Below are 18,876 nucleotides of genomic sequence, written 5' to 3' on the forward strand. Positions count from 1 at the left end.
ACTCAGTGGAACGGGCAGCCGCGCCCGGAACCGGCGGCACGCACCCGCCCACCCGAGGAGGGCCTGGTGGGAAGGCGGCGACGGTTCACGTCGAGTCCCTCGTCGAGCACCGTCAGCTCCGGGTCGCTCAGCACCGCGACGGCGGCGGAGAGGCCGGCGATGACGAGCTTCTCCCCGGGGCAGCGGTGTCCGGTGGCGACGTCGCCCCCGCCCTGCGGGACGAAGGTCACGAGGTCCTCGTAGTCGTCCACGTCGGTGAAGCGCTCGGGGGCGAAGCGCTCCGGGTGGGACCACGACCGCCCATCCGTGTTCGTGCCGAGGATGTCGAGCACGACCCGGCCACCCTCCGGGACGGTCACCCCCTCGATCTCGACCTCGGTGGTGGTGCGACCAGGCAGCATCGGCACGAACAGCCCCGTCCGCCGCACCTCCTGCGCGAACATCGTCGCCAGGGTCCCCCCCACCAGGGCCCCGCGCTCGGAGGTCTCGGCGGCGATCCGAGTGCGCCATTCGGGGTGATCGTGCAACTGCTTCGCGGCGAAAGCCACGAACCGCGCGGCGGCGATCATCGGGCGGATGCTGTTCTGCAGCTCCACGCCGGCGACCTGGGTGGGCAGGAGCGCCCCGGTCTCGTCGCGGTGCGCGGCCCACAGGGCGAGTGCCGTGCCCTCGGGGGCCGACAGATCGCCGGCGCGGACGGCTTCGATGAGGCGTCGCGCATGGCGGTCGGAGAAGATGCGGTTCGCGAAGGCCTCGACATAGGCGGGGGAGTAGGGAGCACCGAATCCGTCGACGATCTGCGCGAGTCGGGCTGCCCATCGGGTGTGCGCCGCGGCCGTGCCGGGCAATCCCGCCCACCGCATCATGGCGCGACCGAACGCACCGACGGCGGCGTCGTACGCGGTCCGGGTGCCGCCGGCGCGCCAGTCCTCGAGCTCCGCCGCCCACTCCCGTTCGAGGAAGGGCGTGAGCCGCTCGACCTGGGCATCCTCGTACGCGGCCTCCACGAAGGTGGCTTTGCGGTGGCGGTGCGCCGCGCCGTCGAGCGCGTGCACCGAGCCGTGCCCGAAGAGCGGTTCGCGGATGACCCCCGGCATGGCGCCGGCGCGGGCGATGCGGCTCTCGTCGTAGAACAGCTCCACCCCCTCGGCTCCGCGGACGAAGGCGGCGGGGTGCCCGAGGAGGCGCATCGGGGCGGAGCGGGCGCCGGGGCGGGCTCGGCGCCAGATGCGCTCGCCGAAGTCGTAGCCCCGGGTGAGCAGCGACGGCGAGTCCTCCTGCAGGACCGCGTCGAGGCCGTCGGACAGTCGGGAAGTCAGTCGCTGAAGCATGATCCGACCCTGTCACGTGGCCGCGAGGGGGCCCAAGGGGGAGGCGACTTCGGATCGATTGTGCTAGCCGGGCTGTCGGTGCCGCCGATGTCAAGCACCTGTCCGACCGACGCTCGAAGCACCCAGGATGGCAGGGAACGGAGGAACCATGGCCACCAACACCCGCGACCTGACGTGCACCACTCATGACGTGTTCCGCGTGCTGGCGAACGGCTGGCTCTACCCCGCGTGGGTGGTCGGCGCGTCCCGCATGCGTGACGTGGACGACTCCTGGCCGGCGGCCGGGGCCCAGCTGCACCATTCGGTCGGCACGTGGCCCGCGCTCCTCGACGACACGACGGAGCTGGTCGAGTGGCACCCTCCGCACCGCGCCGTGATGCGGGCACGCGGCTGGCCGGTCGGCGAGGCGCAGGTGACGATCCGCGCGCGGTCGACTCCGACCGGATGCCAGGTGCGCATCGATGAGGAGCCGGTGAAGGGCCCGGCGACGATGGTGCCCCGGTTCCTGACGACGCCGATGCTCCGCTGGCGGAACGCCGAGACGCTGCACCGCCTCGGCTACCTGGCCGAGGGTCGCGCGTCCTGACCCGGGCTCATCGCCTCACGCTCCCGCCCGCATGAACTCCTCGGCGGCGCGCACCTGCTCTGCGGACGGACGGATCCCGGTGTAGAGGACGAACTGCTCGAGCGCCTGTCGCGTCGCGACCTCGGCGCCCGTGATCACCGTCTTGCCCGCGGCCCGACCGGCGGCGATGAGCGGGGTCTCGGCGGGCAGGGCGACGACGTCGAACACGACTCCAGCGGCGTCCACCGTGGACTCGGGGAAGGCGAGTGCGTCCGCCTCCGCACCCCCGGCCATGCCGATCGGGGTGACGTTCACGATCACGTCGGCGGTGGTGTCTCCGGCCTCCGCGCGCCAGGCGAAGCCGTACAGCTCGGCGAGGGCACGGCCCGCGGATGCGTTCCGGGCGACGATGGTCACGTCCGTGAAGCCGGCATCGCGGAACGCGGCCGCCGTCGCCTTCGCCATGCCGCCCGAGCCGAGGAGGAGGACCGAGGACGCGGGGTCGAGGTCGTTCTCCGCGATCAGCTGCGCGATCGCCGAGTAGTCGGTGTTGTGGGCCGTGAGCACGCCGTCATCGTTCACGATCGTGTTGACGGAATCGATGGCCTGCGCTGAGGGGTCCATGCGGTCGACGAGGGCGATGACGTCCTCTTTGTAGGGCATCGAGATGGCGCACCCGCGGATGCCGAGGCCGCGCACCCCCTCGATCGCCTGCCTCAGATCGGTCGGAGCGAAGGCCTTGTAGATCCAGTTCAGACCGAGGGCTTCGTACAGATGGTTGTGGAAGCGCGTGCCGTTGTTGCTCGGCCGTGCCGACAGCGAGATGCAGAGCGTCATGTCCTTGTTCAGCATGGTCACCGATTCAGGCTACCCCTGCGTCTGTCAAGGTCCATGGCGGGAGATCGCGTCCTCCCCTAGGGTGAAAGTGCATGCAAGGGGATCGATCGTCTACGCCTCTCCCCAGGAGGCGGAGGCCCTCCCCACGGGCCGGACGATCCGTGCATGCGATTGGGCCCTCTCGAGTAGTTCAGTCCCCAATGAACTCCTCGAGAGGGCCGCTCTCCGGCCGGTCGCCACGAAGATTTTTCAGATTTGTCCCCCAAAAGGGGGACAAGAAGCGCGTGGAGGGGTTAGGCTGTTTCTGACGCACCCTCCGGTCGTCTTCGGCCCTCATCGCTCCCCCCGCGGTGAGGGCCCACACCATTTTCCGGGCGCGTCCGCTCATGCAACATTTGGATTACCTTCTCGCAACGACTATTCCGCTGGGGGTCCCCTCCACTAGCGTTAGCGATGTCGGTGCACCCCTGCGTCGGCTTCTACATCAGCAGAACAGGCAGTACATGAGCACCCAGGGCACGGTCAAGTGGTTCAACTCGGAGAAGGGCTTCGGCTTCATCTCCCCCGACGACGGAGGCGCTGACGTCTTCGCGCACTACTCCGCCATCCAGTCATCCGGCTACCGCTCTCTCGAAGAGAACCAGCGGGTCGAGTTCGATGTGGCGCAGGGCCCCAAGGGCCTGCAGGCAGAGAACATCCGCCCCGTCTGAGGCGGAAGCAACACCGGGAACTCCCCGTCGGAATCACGCGCAGGCGCTGACCCGGCGGGGAGTTTCGTCTTCCCTGGCGGCCTCGGGCCGGTCAGGGCAGGAGGAGTGCGCGCAGCTCGTCGACGGTCGCGACGCGGAACGCCGCGTCGTCGCCCTCGTGCGGGTCGCTGAATCCCCAGCCCACGAAGATCACGGGCACGCCGTTGGCGAGACCGCCCTCGACGTCATGATGCCGGTCGCCGACGAGGACCGGGCGGGAGGTGTCGGCGCCGAGTTCGCGCAGCCGTCGCAGCGCCTCGGCGACGATGTCGGTCTTGGAGGCGAGCGTGGCCTCGTCCGGCGTGGCGCCCACGGTCGTGAGGAACGACGGCCGGAGTCCGAAGTGATCGACCAGGGCGTCGACCTGGTTCTCGGGCTTCGAGCTCGCCGTCGCCTGGGGGACACCCGCCGCGTGCAGGTCGTGGATCAGCTCGGCGACGCCCGGATACGTCTGCACGTCGGTCGTGTACCCGTCGGCCTTGCCGAGGGTGCGGTAGAACGCCACGGCCTCGGCCGACTGCTCCGGCGTCATCCCCGCCTGGTCCTGGAAGGACTGGAACATGGGAGGACCGATCCAGTGCACGAGCTCTTCCCGCGTCGGCGCCGGGTGGCCGAAGTGTGTCAGGGCGATGTTCAGGCGACGCAGGATCCCGACCGAGGCGTCGACGATGGTCCCGTCGACGTCCCACAGCACACACGAGTAAGGCGAAGAGGGCATGCCTCCAGCCTAGGGTCCCGCGAACGGGTGCCCGCCCGTCCTGCACAGGTGTGCACGAAACGGGTTTATCCACCGAACACGTGAACACCCTTCACGTCGACCTATAGTCGTGACAGCGGCGGGATCACGGGTGAGAATGGGGGCATGTACGTGTCGGTGGAAGTCATCACGATGCTGGCGACGGCCGCGACGACTCTCGTCGCGATCATCAGCGGATTCGGCTGGATGATCGGTCGGATGGACACGCGGTTCGCCGCGATTGACGCGAGGTTCGCGATCCAGGACGCGAAGTTCGACCGGATCGAGCACGAGCTCACCGAGGTGAAGATTGCGATCGCGCGGCTCGAGGGTCCGCAGCCGCGCCTGGTCTCGACGCGCTGAGGATCAGAAGAGGCGGGGGATGCCCGACTCGATGCCCTTCATGTCGTCGTAGTCGAGCACGAGGCAGCGGATGCCGCGATCCTCGGCGAGGACGCGGGCCTGCGGCTTGATCTCCTGGGCGGCGAACACGCCCTGCACCGGGGCGAGGTGGGGGTCGCGACCCAGGAGCTCGAGGTAGCGGGTGAGCTGCTCGACGCCGTCGATGTCGCCGCGGCGCTTGACCTCGACCGCGATCGCCACGCCGTCGGCGTCGCGCACCAGCAGGTCGACCGGGCCGATGGCCGTGGGGTACTCGCGACGCACCAGGGTGGCACCCTCGGCGACGCGGTCCACCTGCTCCGCGAGCAGGCGCTGCAGGTCCGCCTCGACGCCGTCCTTCTGCAGCCCGGGGTCGATCCCGAGCTCGTGGCTGGAGTCGTGGATGACCTCGTAGATCTGCACGCGGAGGGCATCGCCGGTCTTCTTGTGGGTCACGCGCCACACCTCGACGACGCCGGCGCCGGCCTCCTCCTCGCCCGGTTCCTCGGTCGCGAGCACGCACGGCGGGCTCATCCAGTTCAGCGGCTTGTAGCTGCCGCCGTCGGAGTGCACGAGCAGACTCCCGTCACCCTTGTGCACGAGCAGGCGGGTGGCGAGCGGAAGATGGGCGTTGAGCCGACCGGTGTAGTCGACCGAGCAGCGGGCGATGACGAGACGCACCCGACGAGCCTACTTCGTCGTCGCCGTGGTCGCGGTCAGAAGATCGCGCCGAAGAGCCCGAGCTCGGTGGCGGCCGACCGGGCGATGAGGAAGCCGATGATGCCGATGATCCAGGCGGTGTTCTCCGCGCCCGTCCGCTCCATCCAGGCGGCGAAGCGCTCCAGCGGCCGCTGCACGAGCGGGGCCGCCACCAGTCGCAGCACGAGGAGCACGACGGCCGGGGCGATCGTGAGCGCACAGTATCCGGCCAGGGACAGGATCCGCAGCGAGGTGTCGACGCCGGCGTCCGCCAGCATCGTCATCGCCACGATGTAGGGCAGCATCGTCGCGACCTCCACGAGGCCGGCGGCGATGGCGACGGCCATGACCGCGAACCCGCGGGTCTTCGGGTCGAGCAGTCGTTCCCGCCAGCGGGTGATCCGTCCGGGCCGGGGCGCGGCCGTCGCGGTGGCGGCGGACGGAGCGGGAGGTTGCATCTGCGCGCCCGATGCCGACACGGGGTCTCTGCCCGGCATGCCGGGATCCGGCGGCGCGACGGTGGCCGTGGGCGCCCCGCCCGGCGCTGCTTCGGCGGGCTTCGTCGGCATCACGAACGCCGTGACGAGGAGGGCGGCGCCGACGACGAGGCGGGTGATCATTCCCGCCGGGGAGCTCAGGAAGTCGGAGGCGACGTCGACGAGGTTCACCAGCCCCCATAGGAAGAGGAGTCCGACCACGAGATAGAACACGGCGATCGTCGCGAGATAGAGGAGGATCCGCCCGGCGCGCACACGCCCGGGGTGCAGCAGCAGGAAGACCGGGATGAGCAGTGTCCCGACGCTCAGACCGTCGATGAGCGCGAGCACGGCGAGGGAGAGGGGCAGCGGCAGCCCACCGAAGAGTTCCATGCCTTTACGATCCCGGCCTCTGGGCGAACGCGGATCGGGCGAAAGTCGGGGGTCGTTCAGACCCCCTCATCCTTTGGTCGGATGCGACGGAGTGCGGGCCGTGGTTGCATGAGGGCATGCACGATCCGGCCGACGGAGGGCCCGCCGCCTGGTACCGGCGGCACCGATGGTGGGTGGACCCCGTCGGCATGGCCGTCCTCGCGACGATCATGGCTGCTCTCGGGTTCCACGGGATCTGGGGGCCCTTCTCGCTGCTGCCCGAGGACGTCTCGCCGTGGTGGGCGCTGGTGCTCGCCATCCCCGCCTGCGCTCTGGCCCTCGGCAAGCGTCGGCACCCGTGGACCGTGCTGGCCCTCGTCACCGTGCTCTTCGTCACCGACCTTGTCACCGTCGGCGGCGTCGGGACGCTGGTGGTGCTGCTGGACGTGCTGTGGACGGCGGCCTTCCTCGCCGGCCCGCGTGGGCGCCGCGTGCTGCTGGTGCTGCTGGGCACGGCGACCATCGCGCTCTTCCTCGCCGCCCTGCTCTTCTCGGGGGCAGAACCACCGGTCGCGCTGCTGTTCGGCGTGCAGTTCGGAGCGATCTTCGGCACCGACTACTGGTGGGCGGTGGCGGTGTCGCAGGCGCATGAGCTGGCCGAGCTGCACCGTCAGCGGGCGGAAGACGCCGCGGCGACCGCCGCCAGAGACCGGGTGCAGGCGGTGCAGCGCGAGCGGGAGACCATGGCCAGGGAGTTGCACGACGTGGTGGCGGGGCACGTGATGGCGATGGCCATCCGGGCCGAGGCGGCGCTCGCTGCTCCGCCGGACCGGTCGGACGACCGTGCCGCGCTGCAGGACGTGCGGGATGCCGGGCTGGACGCGCACGGAGCCCTGCGCACGATGATCGGGGTGCTGCGCCGCGGCGACGGCGCGCTCGCTCCGACGCCGGGGTGGGGCGACCTCGACCGCCTCGCCGCCGAGGCCCGGCGCTCGGGGCTGGACGTGCGGCTCGCCGTCGACGATCCGGGCGCGCTCGGCGGGGGCGGGGAGCAGGCGGTGGTGCGGGTGGTGCGCGAGGCGCTGGGAAACTGCGTCCGCCATGCCAACGGCGCGGTGGTCGAGGTCACGATCGGCCCGGCCGACGGGGCGGCCAGCGTCGCGGTGCGGTCGCGAGGCGGGGCGCCGACCGCGACCGCCGGGCAGGGCGGCGACGGGTGGGGGCTGCAGATGCTGCGGGAGCGCATCACCGCCCTGGGCGGGACGTTCCGGGCCGGACCGGAGCCCGACGGCTGGCTGGTCGAGGCACGACTGCCGGTGGAGGTGCGGGCATGACCGCGCCGACCGTGCTGCTCGCCGACGACCACGGCGCGATCAGGGCGGGCCTGCGCATCATGCTGGAGACGCACGACATCGCCGTGGTGGGCGAGGCGGCCGACGGGGAGGTCGCGGTCCGCAACGCGGCGGCGCTCCGGCCGGACGTGGTCCTCATGGACCTGCGCATGCCGGGACGTGACGGGGTCTCGGCCACCCGCGAGATCGTGGAGCGCGGACTGGGAGATGTCCTCGTGCTGACGAGCTTCGACGAGGATGAGCTCGTGCTCGCGGCGATCCGCGCCGGGGCCGTCGGCTTCCTTCTGAAGACCGTCGACGCGCCGACCCTCGTCCAGGCGTGCGTGCTGTCGCTGCCGGAGAGGGGGCGCTGGACCCGCGGGTCACCCGGCGTGCGCTCGCCGCGGTGGCGGCGTCCGCCTCGGAGCCGCCGCCGATGACGACGTTCGTGCTCCCGGAACTGACGCCGCGGGAGCGGGACGTCCTCGACGGGATTCTGCAGGGGTGGTCGAACGCCCAGCTCGCCGCGCGCCTGAAGATCTCGGTGCCGACCGTGAAGACCCACGTGTCGAACGTGCTCACCAAGCTCGGGGCGCGTAGCCGGTCACACGCGGCCGCGTTGGTGCGCGGTGTCGAGGACTGAGGTCAGCGCTCGGTGGTCCGAACCGGTGGAGCCTTCTCCTCCGTGCGGAGCGGCCGGGCGGCGCCGGAGAACAGGCCGGAGAGCACCACGAGCGCGACGAGGATGAAGAGCGTGTTGAGCAGCCCGATGTGCTCGCTGATGACGCCGAGCACGGGAGGGCCGCCGAGGAACGCCACATAGCCGATCGTCGCCGCCGCACTCACCCGTGCGGCGGCCTTGGCCGGGTCGTCCGCCGCCGCCGACATGCCGAGGGGGAAGCCGAGCGACGCGCCGATGCCCCACAGGGCTGCGCCGACGAGGACCAGCGGCAGTGTGGGCGCGAGGATGAACAGCAGGATTCCGGTGGCGGCCGTCGCGGCCAGGATGCGCAGCACCAGCACCCGGCCGAACCGGTCGACCAGCGGTCCGCCGAAGAGGCGCACCACCGTCATCCCGACGGAGAACACCGCCAGGGCGACGGCCCCCGTGCCCTCCGCGAACCCGTGCCCCTGCTCGGTGCCCAGGGCGATCCAGTCGTTGGCCCCGCCCTCCGCGAAGGACATGCCGAGCATGACGGTTCCCAGCAGGTAGGTGCGGGGTTCGCGCCAGGCCTCGAGGGCGGTGTGCATCCGCTGACGGAACGGGGGCTTCTCGTGGTCCTCGGGGTCGAGCGCGGCCTCGCGCACCGGCACCTGGAAGAAGCAGACGACGGCGATCGCGGCGATGAGGACGCCCATCGAGACGGCGTGCGTGCCGACGTCGACCTTGAGCGCCGCGGCGAGGGCGCCGATACCGGCGCCGAGCACGGTGCCGAAGCTGAAGAACGCGTGGAAGACCGGCAGGATGGTGCGGCCCATCTGCTGTTCGATGGCGGTGGCCTCGACGTTCATCATCACGTCCACGCAGCCGTTGCCGAAACCGAAGAGCACCATGCCGATGAGCACGACAGGCACCGACCCGAAGACGGTGGCGCCGAGGCCGACGAGCGCGATGCCGGTCGCGAACGTGAGCATCGCCAGGAGCATGCCGCGTCGCGCGCCGGTCCGCGCCATCACCGCAGGGCTGGTGGAGATGCCGAGGATGGACGCGACGCCCATGCCGAGCAGGATGAGGCCGACCTGCGCGTTGTCGAGGTCGAGCGCCTCCTTGATCCCCGGCACGCGGGAGGCCCAGGTCGCGATCGAGAGGCCGCTGGCGAGGAAGATGGCGAAGATCGCGGTGCGCCAGCGCACGAACTGCGAGCGGGTGAGGGCGGTGTCCATGGCGGACAGCCTATCGAATCGATTCGACCTCCGGTGACGGAACCGGGCTATCCTCGGAGTATGACCAGGGAGACGCCGCGACGGCCCACGATCGCCGATGTGGCTCGCGAGGCGGGGGTCGCCACCTCGACCGCGTCCGTCGTCTTCAGCGGCAAGGCCAAGGTCGCACCCGCCACCCGGGACCGGGTGCTCGCCGCCGCGACCGACCTCGGCTACACCGGCCCCGATCCCCGCGCCGCCTCCCTCCGGCGCGGGCGCAGCGGCATCGTGGCGGTGGTCCTGGAGGGACATCTGCGCGCGGCGTTCCTCGATCCGGTCACGACCGCGATGATGGACGGCCTCACCGACGGCCTGGCCGACCTCAGCGCCGGGATCCTCCTCATGCGCGACGAGCCGGGCGAGGACGGCTCTGCCATCGCGAGCGCTCCCGTCGACGCCGCGGTGCTCATCGGATGCTCCGGGCGCACCCGCGCGTCCCTGGAGATCGTGCTCGGACGCGGTCTCCCGGTCGTCGTCATCGAGGGCGATGCGGGGCTCGATGTGCCGCGCATCACGCTGGACAACGTCGCCGCCTCCGCGGACATCGCCCGTCACGTGCGCGACCTCGGTCATCAGGACGTCGCGCTCGTCACCCTCTCGCTGGACGCGGAGCGCGAGCGCACCCTCATCACGCCGGAGCGGTTGGCGAACGCGACCGTCGACGTGACGGTCGACCGTCTCGCCGGGATGCGTGAGATCTTCCCCGACGCCCCGGCGATCTCGGCCTCCGGAAGCCTCATCGACGAGGGCATCCTCGTCGGGCGGATGCTGCTGGCCGATCCCGCCACCCGGCCGACCGCCGTGCTCGCGCAGAGCGACCTGCTCGCCGTCGGCGTGATCCGTGCCGCGGAGGAACTCGGACTCCGTGTCCCCGAAGACCTCTCGGTGGCCGGCTTCGACGGGATCCCGCTCGACGGCCTCGGCGATCTCACCCTCACCACGAGCGTGCAGCCCGCGGTGGAGAAGGGCAGGGCCGCCGGGGAGCAGGTGGCCCGGATGCTGCGCGGGGAGCCGGGCGTGACCCAGGACCTGCACTGCGTGTTCCGGGCCGGCACGACGACCGCACCGCCCCCCTCGCGCTGACAGCGCGCACCGGTCACGAACGCGCGGGCCCGAGGGGAAGCGTCGCCGGCGCGTAGTCGAGGATGCGGTACCGCCCGCACTCGACGAGGGCGGTGGGCTCCGCGGTGGTCGGCAGGTTCCACGGCACGGTCTGCGTGTCCTCGACGAGGAACGACACCGCACCCACGGCGAAGTCCCGACGATCGACGAGCCAGGCGTAGCCGTGCAGCTCGTGGTCGACCTGCACGAGCCGGGCGGGATCCGACGCGTGCAGCTTGGGCAGTCGGATCGTCCAGAACTGTCCCGCACCGGTGCGCCCCGACGCGTCCACCCAGTCGGTCACGCAGGCGAGATCGCGGTCGGGCGCGCTCGCCGCCTGCACGATGCGCGGCACGGCCGCCGCGCTGCCGACGAGGAGGGCGATGGCGACGACGGTGGGGACGACGCGAGTCACCGCGGCTCGCGGCATCCGGACGCGCGGGAGTGCGACGAGGACGAGGATCGGGGCGAACACGAGCGGCTGCAGGTACCGGGCCGCGTGGGTTCCCGCCGCGATGCCGCCGACGATCACGAAGAGCGGGAGGACCCAGGCTGCCATCGCCACGAGGCGGATGCCGCTGTCCGACGCGTGCGCCGTCCGCACGACCGCGAGCACCGTCAGCGTCAGGATGACGGCCGCGGCCAGCACGCCGCCGGGGGTGGACAGGCGCTCGATCGCGAGTCCCGCATAGTACTCGACGGCGTGGGCCCACTCCGAGGGCTGCACGTAGCCCGCGCCGGAGTTCGCGATCCATGCCGAGAACGGAATGCGACCGAGGAAGCCCAGAGCGCTGCCCCCGACCAGGGCCCCGATCAGGGCCGGCGCGTGACGCCGGACCGGGGGCGCAGCGAGGGAGACAGCGCCGAGGATCAGGGAGAGCGGCACCGTGGCCCATACGGCGAACAGCGGATTGCTCATGGTCGCGACCGCCGCGACCGCACCGAGGGCGATCGCCGGCGTCACGCCTCCGGAGGTGTCGTCGAGGACGCGCCGACACAGAGCCACGGCGAGGAGCACGCCCACGACCGTGGCCGAGTAGCACGTGGTCGTCAGCATCAGCGACGCGAGCTCGAGCGCGTCGCGCGACGTCGACGACTCGGTGAGGATGAGGAGACAGAACGTCGCGAGGGCCGCGACCGACCAGGCGACCGGCGCCCGACCCTCGACGCGCCGACCGGCGGCGAGGCGTATCGCCCCGTAGAGCGCGAGCACGTTCACCACCGCGTTGGCCGCCAGCACGCCGTCCACGTCGAAGGGCAGCACGGCGTCGAGGGCCGTGAACACCGCGATCTCAGGAAGGAAGAGCACACTGGACATCGCCCAGTCGCCCCCGCCGCCGTCCAGGATCGATCGGGCGACCAGAGCCACGATCAGCGAGTCCCCGTCGTCGAACATCAGCGTCGACCGGGGTGACGACGCCAGGTATCCGACGACGATCAGCGCGAGTCCCAGCGCGGCCGCCCACCCCGCCAGCTCCCGCCCCCGGACCCGCCGCATACGACCACTCTGACACGCGATCTCGAAGCTCGCGGAGCCGACAGGCGCCTCGGCCCGGTAAACTGGACGGACACCGCCCGCCTGAGCCGTACGGCCGACGAGCCCCGAGGAGCCGCGTATATGCTGATGCTCCTCGCAGTGTTCCTTCTCGGGTCGCTCTTGATGCCCGTTCTGGTGCGCTGGTTGGGAGCTCAGGCTTTCGCCGTCGCCGCCCTCGTCCCGGCCGCCGCGTTCGTGCACGCCCTCGTGCTCACGCCGCAGGTGCTCGACGGCCCGGTCCCGTTCGTCTCGGTGCCGTGGATCCCGCAGCTCGGGCTGAACCTGTCCATGAACATGGACGTCCTCGGGTGGGTGCTCACGCTCATCGTCACCGGCGTCGGCGCGCTCGTGCTGCTCTACTGCCGCTGGTACTTCCACGACGAGGCGGCCGGGATCGGGCAGTTCGCGGGCGTGCTCCTCGCCTTCGCCGGCGCGATGTACGGTCTCGTCCTCACCGACGACCTCGTGATGCTCGTGATGTTCTGGGAGGCCACGAGCATCCTCTCCTACCTCCTCATCGGCCACTACCGACGCCGCGCCGCCAGCCGACGTGCCGCGCTCCAGGCGCTCCTGGTGACCACGCTCGGCGGACTCGTCATGTTCGTCGGCGTCGTGCTCCTCGTCGTCGACGCGGGGACATCGAGCATCCGGGAGATCCTCGCGATCGCGCCGACCGGTCCGATCGTCGATGCGGCGATCGTCATGCTCCTGATCGGCGCCATCAGCAAATCGGCGCTCTTCCCCTTCCACTTCTGGCTCCCGGGCGCCATGGCGGCCCCGACGCCGGTCAGCGCCTACCTGCACGCCGCGGCCATGGTGAAGGCCGGCATCTACCTCATCGCCCGCTTCGCACCCATCTTCGCGTTCAGCCCGACGTGGCGGCCGATCGTGCTCACACTCGGCATCCTCACGATGCTCCTCGGGGGCATCCAGGCGCTGCGGGAGACCGACCTCAAGCGTGTGCTCGCGTTCGGCACGGTGAGCCAGCTCGGTTTCTTCGCTGTCGTCGTCGGCTACGGCACGCAGGCGGCCGCCCTCGCCGGCATCGCGCTGGTGATCGGGCACGCGCTGTTCAAGTCGGCGCTGTTCCTCATCGTCGGCGTCATCGACCGCCAGCTCTCCACCCGTGACGTGACCGAACTCTCCGGCGTCGGCCGGCAGGCGCCGGTCATGGCCACGGCCGCGTTCATCGCCGTGGCCTCGATGGCCGGGGTGGCTCCGACCATCGGATTCGTGGCGAAGGAGTCGACGCTCACGGCGCTGCTGGATGATGCGCTGGGCGGCTCCGTGTGGGGTCTGGTCGCCCTGATCGGCGTCGCGCTCGGATCCATGCTCACCGCGGCATATGGTGTCCGCTTCCTCTGGGGCGCGTTCTGGACCAAGCGCGACGCCGACGGACAGCGGCAGCCCGACACGGTCTGGCCCGATCCGCCGGTCGGCTTCCTCTCGGCACCGATCATCCTCGCCGGGGTGACGCTCGCCGCGGGCATCGGCGCCCCGGCCCTCGACGTCGCCCTGCAGCCCTATGCGCTGACCGCGACCCCCGGACTCGACCACGAGGGCGCGGCCGTCGAGGGCCCGGGACACCTCGCGCTCTGGCACGGCCTCGAGCCCGCTCTCGGCATCTCGATCCTGTCGATCCTGCTCGGCATCGGCCTCTTCCTCCTCACCCGCCGGACCGGGTGGGACCGTCGTCCGCGACTGCTGCCGTTCACGGCCGCCGACGCCTACTACGTGGTGATGCGCGGCATCGACCGGCTCTCGGTGCTGAGCACCACGCTCACCCAGCGGGGTTCGCTGCCCGTCTACGTGGGGACGATTTTCGTCGTCTTCGTCGCCGCCGAGGTCACCGCGCTCGTGGCGAGCGACATCGACCGCTATCAGCTCTCGCTCTGGCACACGCCGGCTCAGCTCGCCGTGGCCCCGATCATGGCCGTCGCCGGCGTCGTGGCCGTGCGGGCCCGCAAGCGCTACACCGGCGTCGTGCTCGCCTCCGTCACGGGCCTGGGCATGGTCGTCCTCTTCGCGACCAGCGGAGCACCGGACCTCGCGCTCACCCAGATCCTCGTCGAGACGGTGACCATGGTGACCTTCGCCCTGGTGCTGCGCCGCCTTCCTGCGCGGATGGGCGAGCACAACGCCTCCGTCAGCCGCATCCCGCGCGCCCTCCTCGGGATCGGCGTCGGCCTGACCATGGCGTTCGTCGCCGTCGTCGCGACCCAGTCCCGCGTGGCCGACCCCATCTCGGCGATCTTCCCGGAGATCGCGTACGAGATCGGCCACGGCAAGAACGTCGTGAACGTGGCGCTGGTCGACCTCCGCGGTTGGGACACGATGGGCGAGCTGTCCGTGCTCGTGCTCGCCGCGACCGGTGTCGCCTCTCTCGTTTTCGTGACCCACCGCGCCGACCTGCTCGCCGCCACGAAGACCTTGCCCCGCTCGGTGCGGAAGTCGGCACGGAGCCGGCCGCTCGTGGAGACCACGGACGGCGTGCGCTTCCAGACCGCGGAGAACCGCTCGGCACCGCGCGCCTGGCTCGTGGGCGGCCAGAAGATGAAGCCGGAGAACCGGTCGATCCTGCTCGAGGTGATCGTCCGGATCCTGTTCCACACGATCATCGTGGTGTCGATCTTCCTGCTCTTCGCCGGGCACAACCTCCCCGGCGGCGGCTTCGCGGGCGGGCTCGTCGCGGGCATGGCCCTCGTGATGCGCTACATCGCGGGAGGCCGCTGGGAGCTGGGTGCCGCCGCGCCGACCGATGCCGGAAGACTCCTCGGCGCGGGCCTCATCCTCGCCGTGGGCACCGCCGTCGTGCCGCTGTTCTTCGGCATGGCGCCGCTCACCAGCACCTTCTGGGAGTGGGAGATCCCCGGTATCGGACACATGGAGTTCGTCACCTCGACCATCTTCGACATCGGCGTCTACCTCGTCGTGATCGGACTCGTCCTCGACGTGCTCCGCAGCCTCGGCGCCGAGGTCGACCGGCAGGCGGCGCTCCGCCCCGGTGAGAGCACCGCCGTCGACTTCTCCTCGAGGACCGGGGGGAACGGCTGATGGACGTCTCGCTCGCCCTCATCGCGATCATGGCCGTGCTCTTCGCCTGCGGCGTCTACGCGATGCTGGAGCGCAGCCTCACCCGCGTCCTCATCGGCTTCCTCCTGCTCGGGAACGCCACGAACCTGCTCCTGCTCATCGTCATGGGCGTACCGGGGAACGCACCGTTCTTCGGCACGGAGGGCGACCTGAGCGACCCGCTGCCCCAGGCGCTGACGCTCACCGCGATCGTCATCACGTTCGCCGTCTCGGCCTTCCTGCTGGCGCTCATCTACCGCTCCTGGCAGCTCGGTCAGGCGGACACGGTCGAGGACGACGAGGCCGACATCGCGCTGCGGGAGCGCACCGACGAAGACGAAGACCTCATGGACGACGAGTCCGAGACGGACGACGACGACGCCACGACCGACTTCGTGGGCGTGCAGACCGCGCCCATCACCGTCCTGCACATGCGCGACAACCCGGCGATCCACGATGACGCGCCGTACGACGCGCCGTACGTGCCCGAGCCGGAGCCGGAACCCGACGGCGCGGACGAGGCCGACGCGGACCGGGACGACGACACGACAAACGGGGAGGGCAGGCCATGACCACGCTCGTCCCCCTCCTCGTCGCCCTGCCGCTCCTCGGTGCCGCGGTCACCCTCGTCTTCGGTCGCAACGCGCGCCTGCAGGTGTTCGTCACCGTCGCCACGCTCGCGGTCGTGTCCGTCATCGCGGCCGTGCTGCTCGTCGTCGTCGACGCGGGATCCCCCCTCGCGGTCTCCGTGGGCGGGTGGCCGGTGCCCTTCGGCATCGTCCTCTACGTCGACCGCCTCGCCGCCCTGCTGGTGCTCGTCTCCAGCATCGTGCTGCTCGCGGTCCTCCTCTTCTCCATCGGCCAGGGCGTCGCGGACGGGGCGGACGAGACCCCGATCTCGATCTTCAACCCCTCGTACCTGATCCTCGCCGCCGGCATCTTCAACGCCTTCATCGCCGGCGACCTGTTCAACCTGTACGTCGGGTTCGAGATCCTCCTGGTCGCCTCATACGTGCTCATCACCCTGGGCGGCACCGAGTCCCGCATCCGCACCGGGGCGGTCTACATCGTCGTCTCGCTCGTGTCGTCGATCCTGTTCCTCGCGTCGATCGCGATGATCTACGGTGCCCTCGGCACGGTGAACATGGCCCAGATCGCCGAGCGCATGTCGGAACTCCCACAGGACACGCAGCTCGTCCTGCACCTCATGCTCGTGGTCGCCTTCGGGATCAAGGCCGCGATCTTCCCCGTGTCGTTCTGGCTGCCCGACTCCTACCCGACGGCCCCCGCGCCGGTCACCGCCGTGTTCGCCGGCCTGCTGACCAAGGTCGGCGTGTACGCGCTGATCCGGACCGAGACGCAGCTGTTCGCCTCGAACAGCATCGACACCCTGCTGCTCATCATCGCGCTGGCGACCATGGTCGTCGGTGTCCTCGGCGCCGTCGCGCAGGCCGAGCTCAAGCGGATCCTGTCGTTCACACTCGTCAGCCACGTCGGCTACATGATCTTCGGTCTGGCGATCGCGACCCCGGCCGCCATCGGCGCGACCGTGTACTACATCGTCCACCACATCGTCGTGCAGACCACCCTGTTCCTGGCGGTGGGACTCATCGAACGTCGGGCGGGCAGCACGTCGATCCTGAGGGTCAAGGGCCTGCTGAAGATCGCCCCCGTCATCGCGCTGCTGTACTTCATCCCCGCCATCAACCTGGGCGGTCTGCCGCCGTTCTCCGGGTTCATCGGCAAGTTCGCCCTGTTCGAGGCCGCGGCCTCCGTGGGCACGCCGCTGATGATCGTGCTCATCTTCGGCGGCATCATCACCTCGCTGCTCACCCTGTATGCGCTCATGCGCGCCTGGAACCTCGCCTTCTGGCGCGAGGAGGAGGACTCGACCGAGACCGAGGGCCGCATCTCCTACCTCACCGGAGCCCCCGCCGCTGATGAGCAGCAGGAGCGCCGGCACATCCCGAGGATCATGACCATGGCCACCGCCGGCATGGTCACCGTCACACTGGCCCTGACGATCTTCGCCGGACCGCTGTACGCTCTGTGCGACCGTATCGGGGCGGGCCTGTTGCAGCCGGTCAACCTCGTACAGCTGGAAGACGAGGTGGAGGGATGAGGCCCGAGACCAAGCGCGTCTGGCGGGACATCGGCATGCAGCTGCCGTTCCTCGCCTGGCTGATCGTGCTGTGGATGCTGCTGTGGGCCCAGTTCACGGTGCTGTCCTTCCTCACGGGACTCGTGGTGGCGATCTTCGTGACGCGGGTGTTCCGCCTTCCCACGGTCGAGCTCTCGGGGCGCGTCAACCTCTGGTACGGGGCCCTGTTCGTCGTGCAGTTCCTGTTCGCGATCCTCCGCGGCGCGCTCTCCGTGACGGCGCAGGTGTTCGACTTCCGCCGCCAGCCGGGTACCGCCATCGTCGCGGTACCCCTCCGCTACGCCGACGACCTCGTCATGACCCACGTCGCCGTCGTGTCGTCGCTCATCCCGGGCTCCCTCGTCGTCGAGGCCGACCGCGACCGCGGGATTCTCTATCTGCACGTGATCGGCGTGCGCAGCAAGGAGGACGTCGAGAAGCAGCGGCAGGGCGTCCTCGGCTGGGAGAAGCGCATCGTCCGGGCGCTCGGCAACCCGACCCAGTACCGCGCGCTCAAGGCCGACGAGCGCGCCGGCCGCATCGACCCCGCGACGATCGGCGGTGCCCGATGAACACCCTGCTCCTCATCATCCTCGCCGTGTTCGCCGTGGCTGCGATCCTCGCCGTCATCCGCATCGTCCGCGGCCCCTCGATCCTCGACCGCGCCGTCGCTGCCGACGTGCTGCTGACCGAGGTCATGTGCGTGCTCGGCGCCGAGATGGCCATCAACGGCCACACCCGCAATATCCCCGTGCTCCTCATCATCGCGGCGGTCGGCGTGTTCGGGTCGATCGCGGTCGCCCGGTTCGTCGCGAGAAGGGACAACACGACACCATGAACGTGTTCGGTCTGATGATCCCGGATGCCGTCGTCGATGTGGCGGTGCTCGTCCTCATCCTGCTCGGGGCGATCCTCTGCCTCTCCGCCTCCGTGGGGCTCCTGCACTTCCGCGATGTGCCGACGCGACTGCACGCCGCGACGAAGCCCCAGGTGCTCGGGCTGCTGCTGATCTGCGTCGCGATCGCTCTGTCGCAGCGGTCGATCGGCGGTGTGCTGTTCGGTCTCGTGCTCGTGGCGCCCGTGGTACTCATGCAGTTCGCGACCGCCCCCCTGTCTGCGCACATGGTCGGTCGCCAGGCCTACCGCAACGGCACCATCGAGCAGCGGGGTCTCGTCGTCGACGAGCTCGCCGAGTCGAAGCAGACCCCTCCCGCCGCCGGCTGACCGCCTCGCCGCCGACGTAGCCGGTTCCGCCCGTTGTCGGTTCACAACTCAGGAGATCCGCGGCGTCATCGGGCCGCGCGTGCGCTCAGGTCGGATGGGGGACGGATTCTCCTGAATTGTGAACGCCGTGCGCGGCCCCCACTTCTCCTCCACCGCCTCGCGATCCGGAGCGGCCACTCCACATCCGGTCTCATTCCCCGTCCCGCCGTGTCGCGCCGGGCATCCTCCGGGATGTGATCGCCCACTCCGGACCCCAGCGCGCAGCAGAGGTCTTCGACTCCACGGTGTTCAGTCGAGCGGATCTTCGCTCCGCGGGGCTGAGGGGGCGCGAGCTAACCGCCCTGGTGCGGAGCGGGCGGCTTCTGCGACTGCGCCGGGACCGATACGCCCGCCCGGATGTGG

At 70.6% G+C, this 18,876-nt stretch carries 18 protein-coding genes and 1 pseudogene; 12 read left to right on the forward strand and 7 right to left on the reverse strand.

Going from position 1 to position 18,876, the window contains the following annotated elements; all coding sequences use genetic code 11:
• Nucleotides 1-2: 2 nt before the first annotated feature.
• Nucleotides 3-1,331 carry a cytochrome P450 gene (locus tag AB0310_RS10280; RefSeq protein WP_280568229.1) on the reverse strand — a complete coding sequence of 443 codons (1,329 nt, stop codon included), beginning with the start codon at nucleotides 1,329-1,331 and terminating at the stop codon, nucleotides 3-5.
• A gap of 148 nt (nucleotides 1,332-1,479) precedes the next feature.
• Here AB0310_RS10280 and AB0310_RS10285 point away from each other — a divergent pair, with 148 nt between their 5' ends.
• The gene (locus tag AB0310_RS10285) at nucleotides 1,480-1,917 is read left to right on the forward strand and encodes an SRPBCC family protein (protein ID WP_187662824.1); all 438 of its coding nucleotides are present in this window, start codon (nucleotides 1,480-1,482) and stop codon (nucleotides 1,915-1,917) included.
• Nucleotides 1,918-1,932: 15 nt separating this feature from the next.
• On the opposite strand, the gene AB0310_RS10290 is transcribed toward AB0310_RS10285, so the two are convergent.
• On the reverse strand, nucleotides 1,933-2,754 hold the full coding sequence (locus AB0310_RS10290) for a shikimate 5-dehydrogenase (protein ID WP_187662825.1): 822 nt from the start codon (nucleotides 2,752-2,754) through the stop codon (nucleotides 1,933-1,935).
• Nucleotides 2,755-3,236: 482 nt separating this feature from the next.
• Between AB0310_RS10290 and AB0310_RS10295 the strand changes: the two genes are divergently transcribed.
• Entirely contained in the window at nucleotides 3,237-3,443 is a 207-nt protein-coding gene (locus AB0310_RS10295; protein WP_017203899.1) for a cold-shock protein, read from the forward strand.
• A 91-nt stretch (nucleotides 3,444-3,534) separates the two neighbouring features.
• Here AB0310_RS10295 and AB0310_RS10300 read toward each other — a convergent pair whose 3' ends face one another.
• The gene (locus tag AB0310_RS10300) at nucleotides 3,535-4,200 is read right to left on the reverse strand and encodes an HAD hydrolase-like protein (protein WP_187662826.1); all 666 of its coding nucleotides are present in this window, start codon (nucleotides 4,198-4,200) and stop codon (nucleotides 3,535-3,537) included.
• A gap of 144 nt (nucleotides 4,201-4,344) precedes the next feature.
• Here AB0310_RS10300 and AB0310_RS10305 point away from each other — a divergent pair, with 144 nt between their 5' ends.
• Nucleotides 4,345-4,581 carry a hypothetical protein gene (locus AB0310_RS10305; RefSeq protein WP_062637647.1) on the forward strand — a complete coding sequence of 79 codons (237 nt, stop codon included), beginning with the start codon at nucleotides 4,345-4,347 and terminating at the stop codon, nucleotides 4,579-4,581.
• Nucleotides 4,582-4,584: 3 nt separating this feature from the next.
• On the opposite strand, the gene nucS is transcribed toward AB0310_RS10305, so the two are convergent.
• Both nucS and AB0310_RS10315 read right to left on the reverse strand, forming a co-directional pair.
• A complete protein-coding gene (gene nucS / locus AB0310_RS10310; protein WP_060923428.1) occupies nucleotides 4,585-5,280 on the reverse strand; it encodes an endonuclease NucS in 696 nt (231 codons plus the stop codon).
• A 35-nt stretch (nucleotides 5,281-5,315) separates the two neighbouring features.
• Nucleotides 5,316-6,167 carry a GAP family protein gene (locus tag AB0310_RS10315; RefSeq protein WP_366237172.1) on the reverse strand — a complete coding sequence of 284 codons (852 nt, stop codon included), beginning with the start codon at nucleotides 6,165-6,167 and terminating at the stop codon, nucleotides 5,316-5,318.
• A 116-nt stretch (nucleotides 6,168-6,283) separates the two neighbouring features.
• Between AB0310_RS10315 and AB0310_RS10320 the strand changes: the two genes are divergently transcribed.
• Both AB0310_RS10320 and AB0310_RS10325 read left to right on the forward strand, forming a co-directional pair.
• A complete protein-coding gene (locus tag AB0310_RS10320; RefSeq protein ID WP_366237173.1) occupies nucleotides 6,284-7,480 on the forward strand; it encodes a sensor histidine kinase in 1,197 nt (398 codons plus the stop codon).
• Nucleotides 7,477-8,120 (forward strand): annotated as a pseudogene (locus tag AB0310_RS10325) (response regulator). The gene AB0310_RS10320 and the pseudogene AB0310_RS10325 overlap by 4 nt, the downstream one beginning before the upstream one ends.
• A 2-nt stretch (nucleotides 8,121-8,122) precedes the next feature.
• Here AB0310_RS10325 and AB0310_RS10330 read toward each other — a convergent pair.
• Entirely contained in the window at nucleotides 8,123-9,361 is a 1,239-nt protein-coding gene (locus AB0310_RS10330) for an MFS transporter (RefSeq protein WP_366237174.1), read from the reverse strand.
• Nucleotides 9,362-9,421: 60 nt separating this feature from the next.
• Here AB0310_RS10330 and AB0310_RS10335 point away from each other — a divergent pair, with 60 nt between their 5' ends.
• Nucleotides 9,422-10,483, forward strand: a complete 1,062-nt coding sequence (locus tag AB0310_RS10335) for a LacI family DNA-binding transcriptional regulator (RefSeq protein WP_268777583.1) — start codon at nucleotides 9,422-9,424, stop codon at nucleotides 10,481-10,483.
• 13 nt (nucleotides 10,484-10,496) lie between these two features.
• Here the strand turns inward: AB0310_RS10335 and AB0310_RS10340 are convergent, their stop codons facing one another.
• Nucleotides 10,497-11,999, reverse strand: a complete 1,503-nt coding sequence (locus AB0310_RS10340) for a hypothetical protein (RefSeq protein WP_366237175.1) — start codon at nucleotides 11,997-11,999, stop codon at nucleotides 10,497-10,499.
• 120 nt (nucleotides 12,000-12,119) lie between these two features.
• Between AB0310_RS10340 and AB0310_RS10345 the strand changes: the two genes are divergently transcribed.
• Genes AB0310_RS10345 through mnhG form a run of 6 tightly spaced genes read left to right on the forward strand, consistent with a single transcriptional unit; the run spans nucleotide 12,120 to nucleotide 18,474 of the window.
• The gene (locus AB0310_RS10345) at nucleotides 12,120-15,092 is read left to right on the forward strand and encodes a Na+/H+ antiporter subunit A (protein ID WP_187662836.1); all 2,973 of its coding nucleotides are present in this window, start codon (nucleotides 12,120-12,122) and stop codon (nucleotides 15,090-15,092) included.
• Entirely contained in the window at nucleotides 15,092-15,682 is a 591-nt protein-coding gene (locus AB0310_RS10350; RefSeq protein ID WP_366237176.1) for a Na(+)/H(+) antiporter subunit C, read from the forward strand. The genes AB0310_RS10345 and AB0310_RS10350 overlap by 1 nt, the downstream gene beginning before the upstream one ends.
• A complete protein-coding gene (locus tag AB0310_RS10355; RefSeq protein WP_366237177.1) occupies nucleotides 15,679-17,232 on the forward strand; it encodes a Na+/H+ antiporter subunit D in 1,554 nt (517 codons plus the stop codon). The genes AB0310_RS10350 and AB0310_RS10355 overlap by 4 nt, the downstream gene beginning before the upstream one ends.
• On the forward strand, nucleotides 17,229-17,822 hold the full coding sequence (locus AB0310_RS10360; protein ID WP_259954135.1) for a Na+/H+ antiporter subunit E: 594 nt from the start codon (nucleotides 17,229-17,231) through the stop codon (nucleotides 17,820-17,822). Before AB0310_RS10355 ends, AB0310_RS10360 begins: the two co-directional genes overlap by 4 nt.
• A complete protein-coding gene (locus AB0310_RS10365) occupies nucleotides 17,819-18,088 on the forward strand; it encodes an MrpF/PhaF family protein (protein ID WP_187662839.1) in 270 nt (89 codons plus the stop codon). Before AB0310_RS10360 ends, AB0310_RS10365 begins: the two co-directional genes overlap by 4 nt.
• The gene (gene mnhG / locus AB0310_RS10370; RefSeq protein ID WP_071328007.1) at nucleotides 18,085-18,474 is read left to right on the forward strand and encodes a monovalent cation/H(+) antiporter subunit G; all 390 of its coding nucleotides are present in this window, start codon (nucleotides 18,085-18,087) and stop codon (nucleotides 18,472-18,474) included. Before AB0310_RS10365 ends, mnhG begins: the two co-directional genes overlap by 4 nt.
• The last annotated feature ends 402 nt before the right edge of the window (nucleotides 18,475-18,876 follow it).

Origin of the sequence: Microbacterium meiriae (assembly GCF_040702565.1) — a bacterium.
Lineage (GTDB): Bacteria > Actinomycetota > Actinomycetes > Actinomycetales > Microbacteriaceae > Microbacterium > Microbacterium meiriae.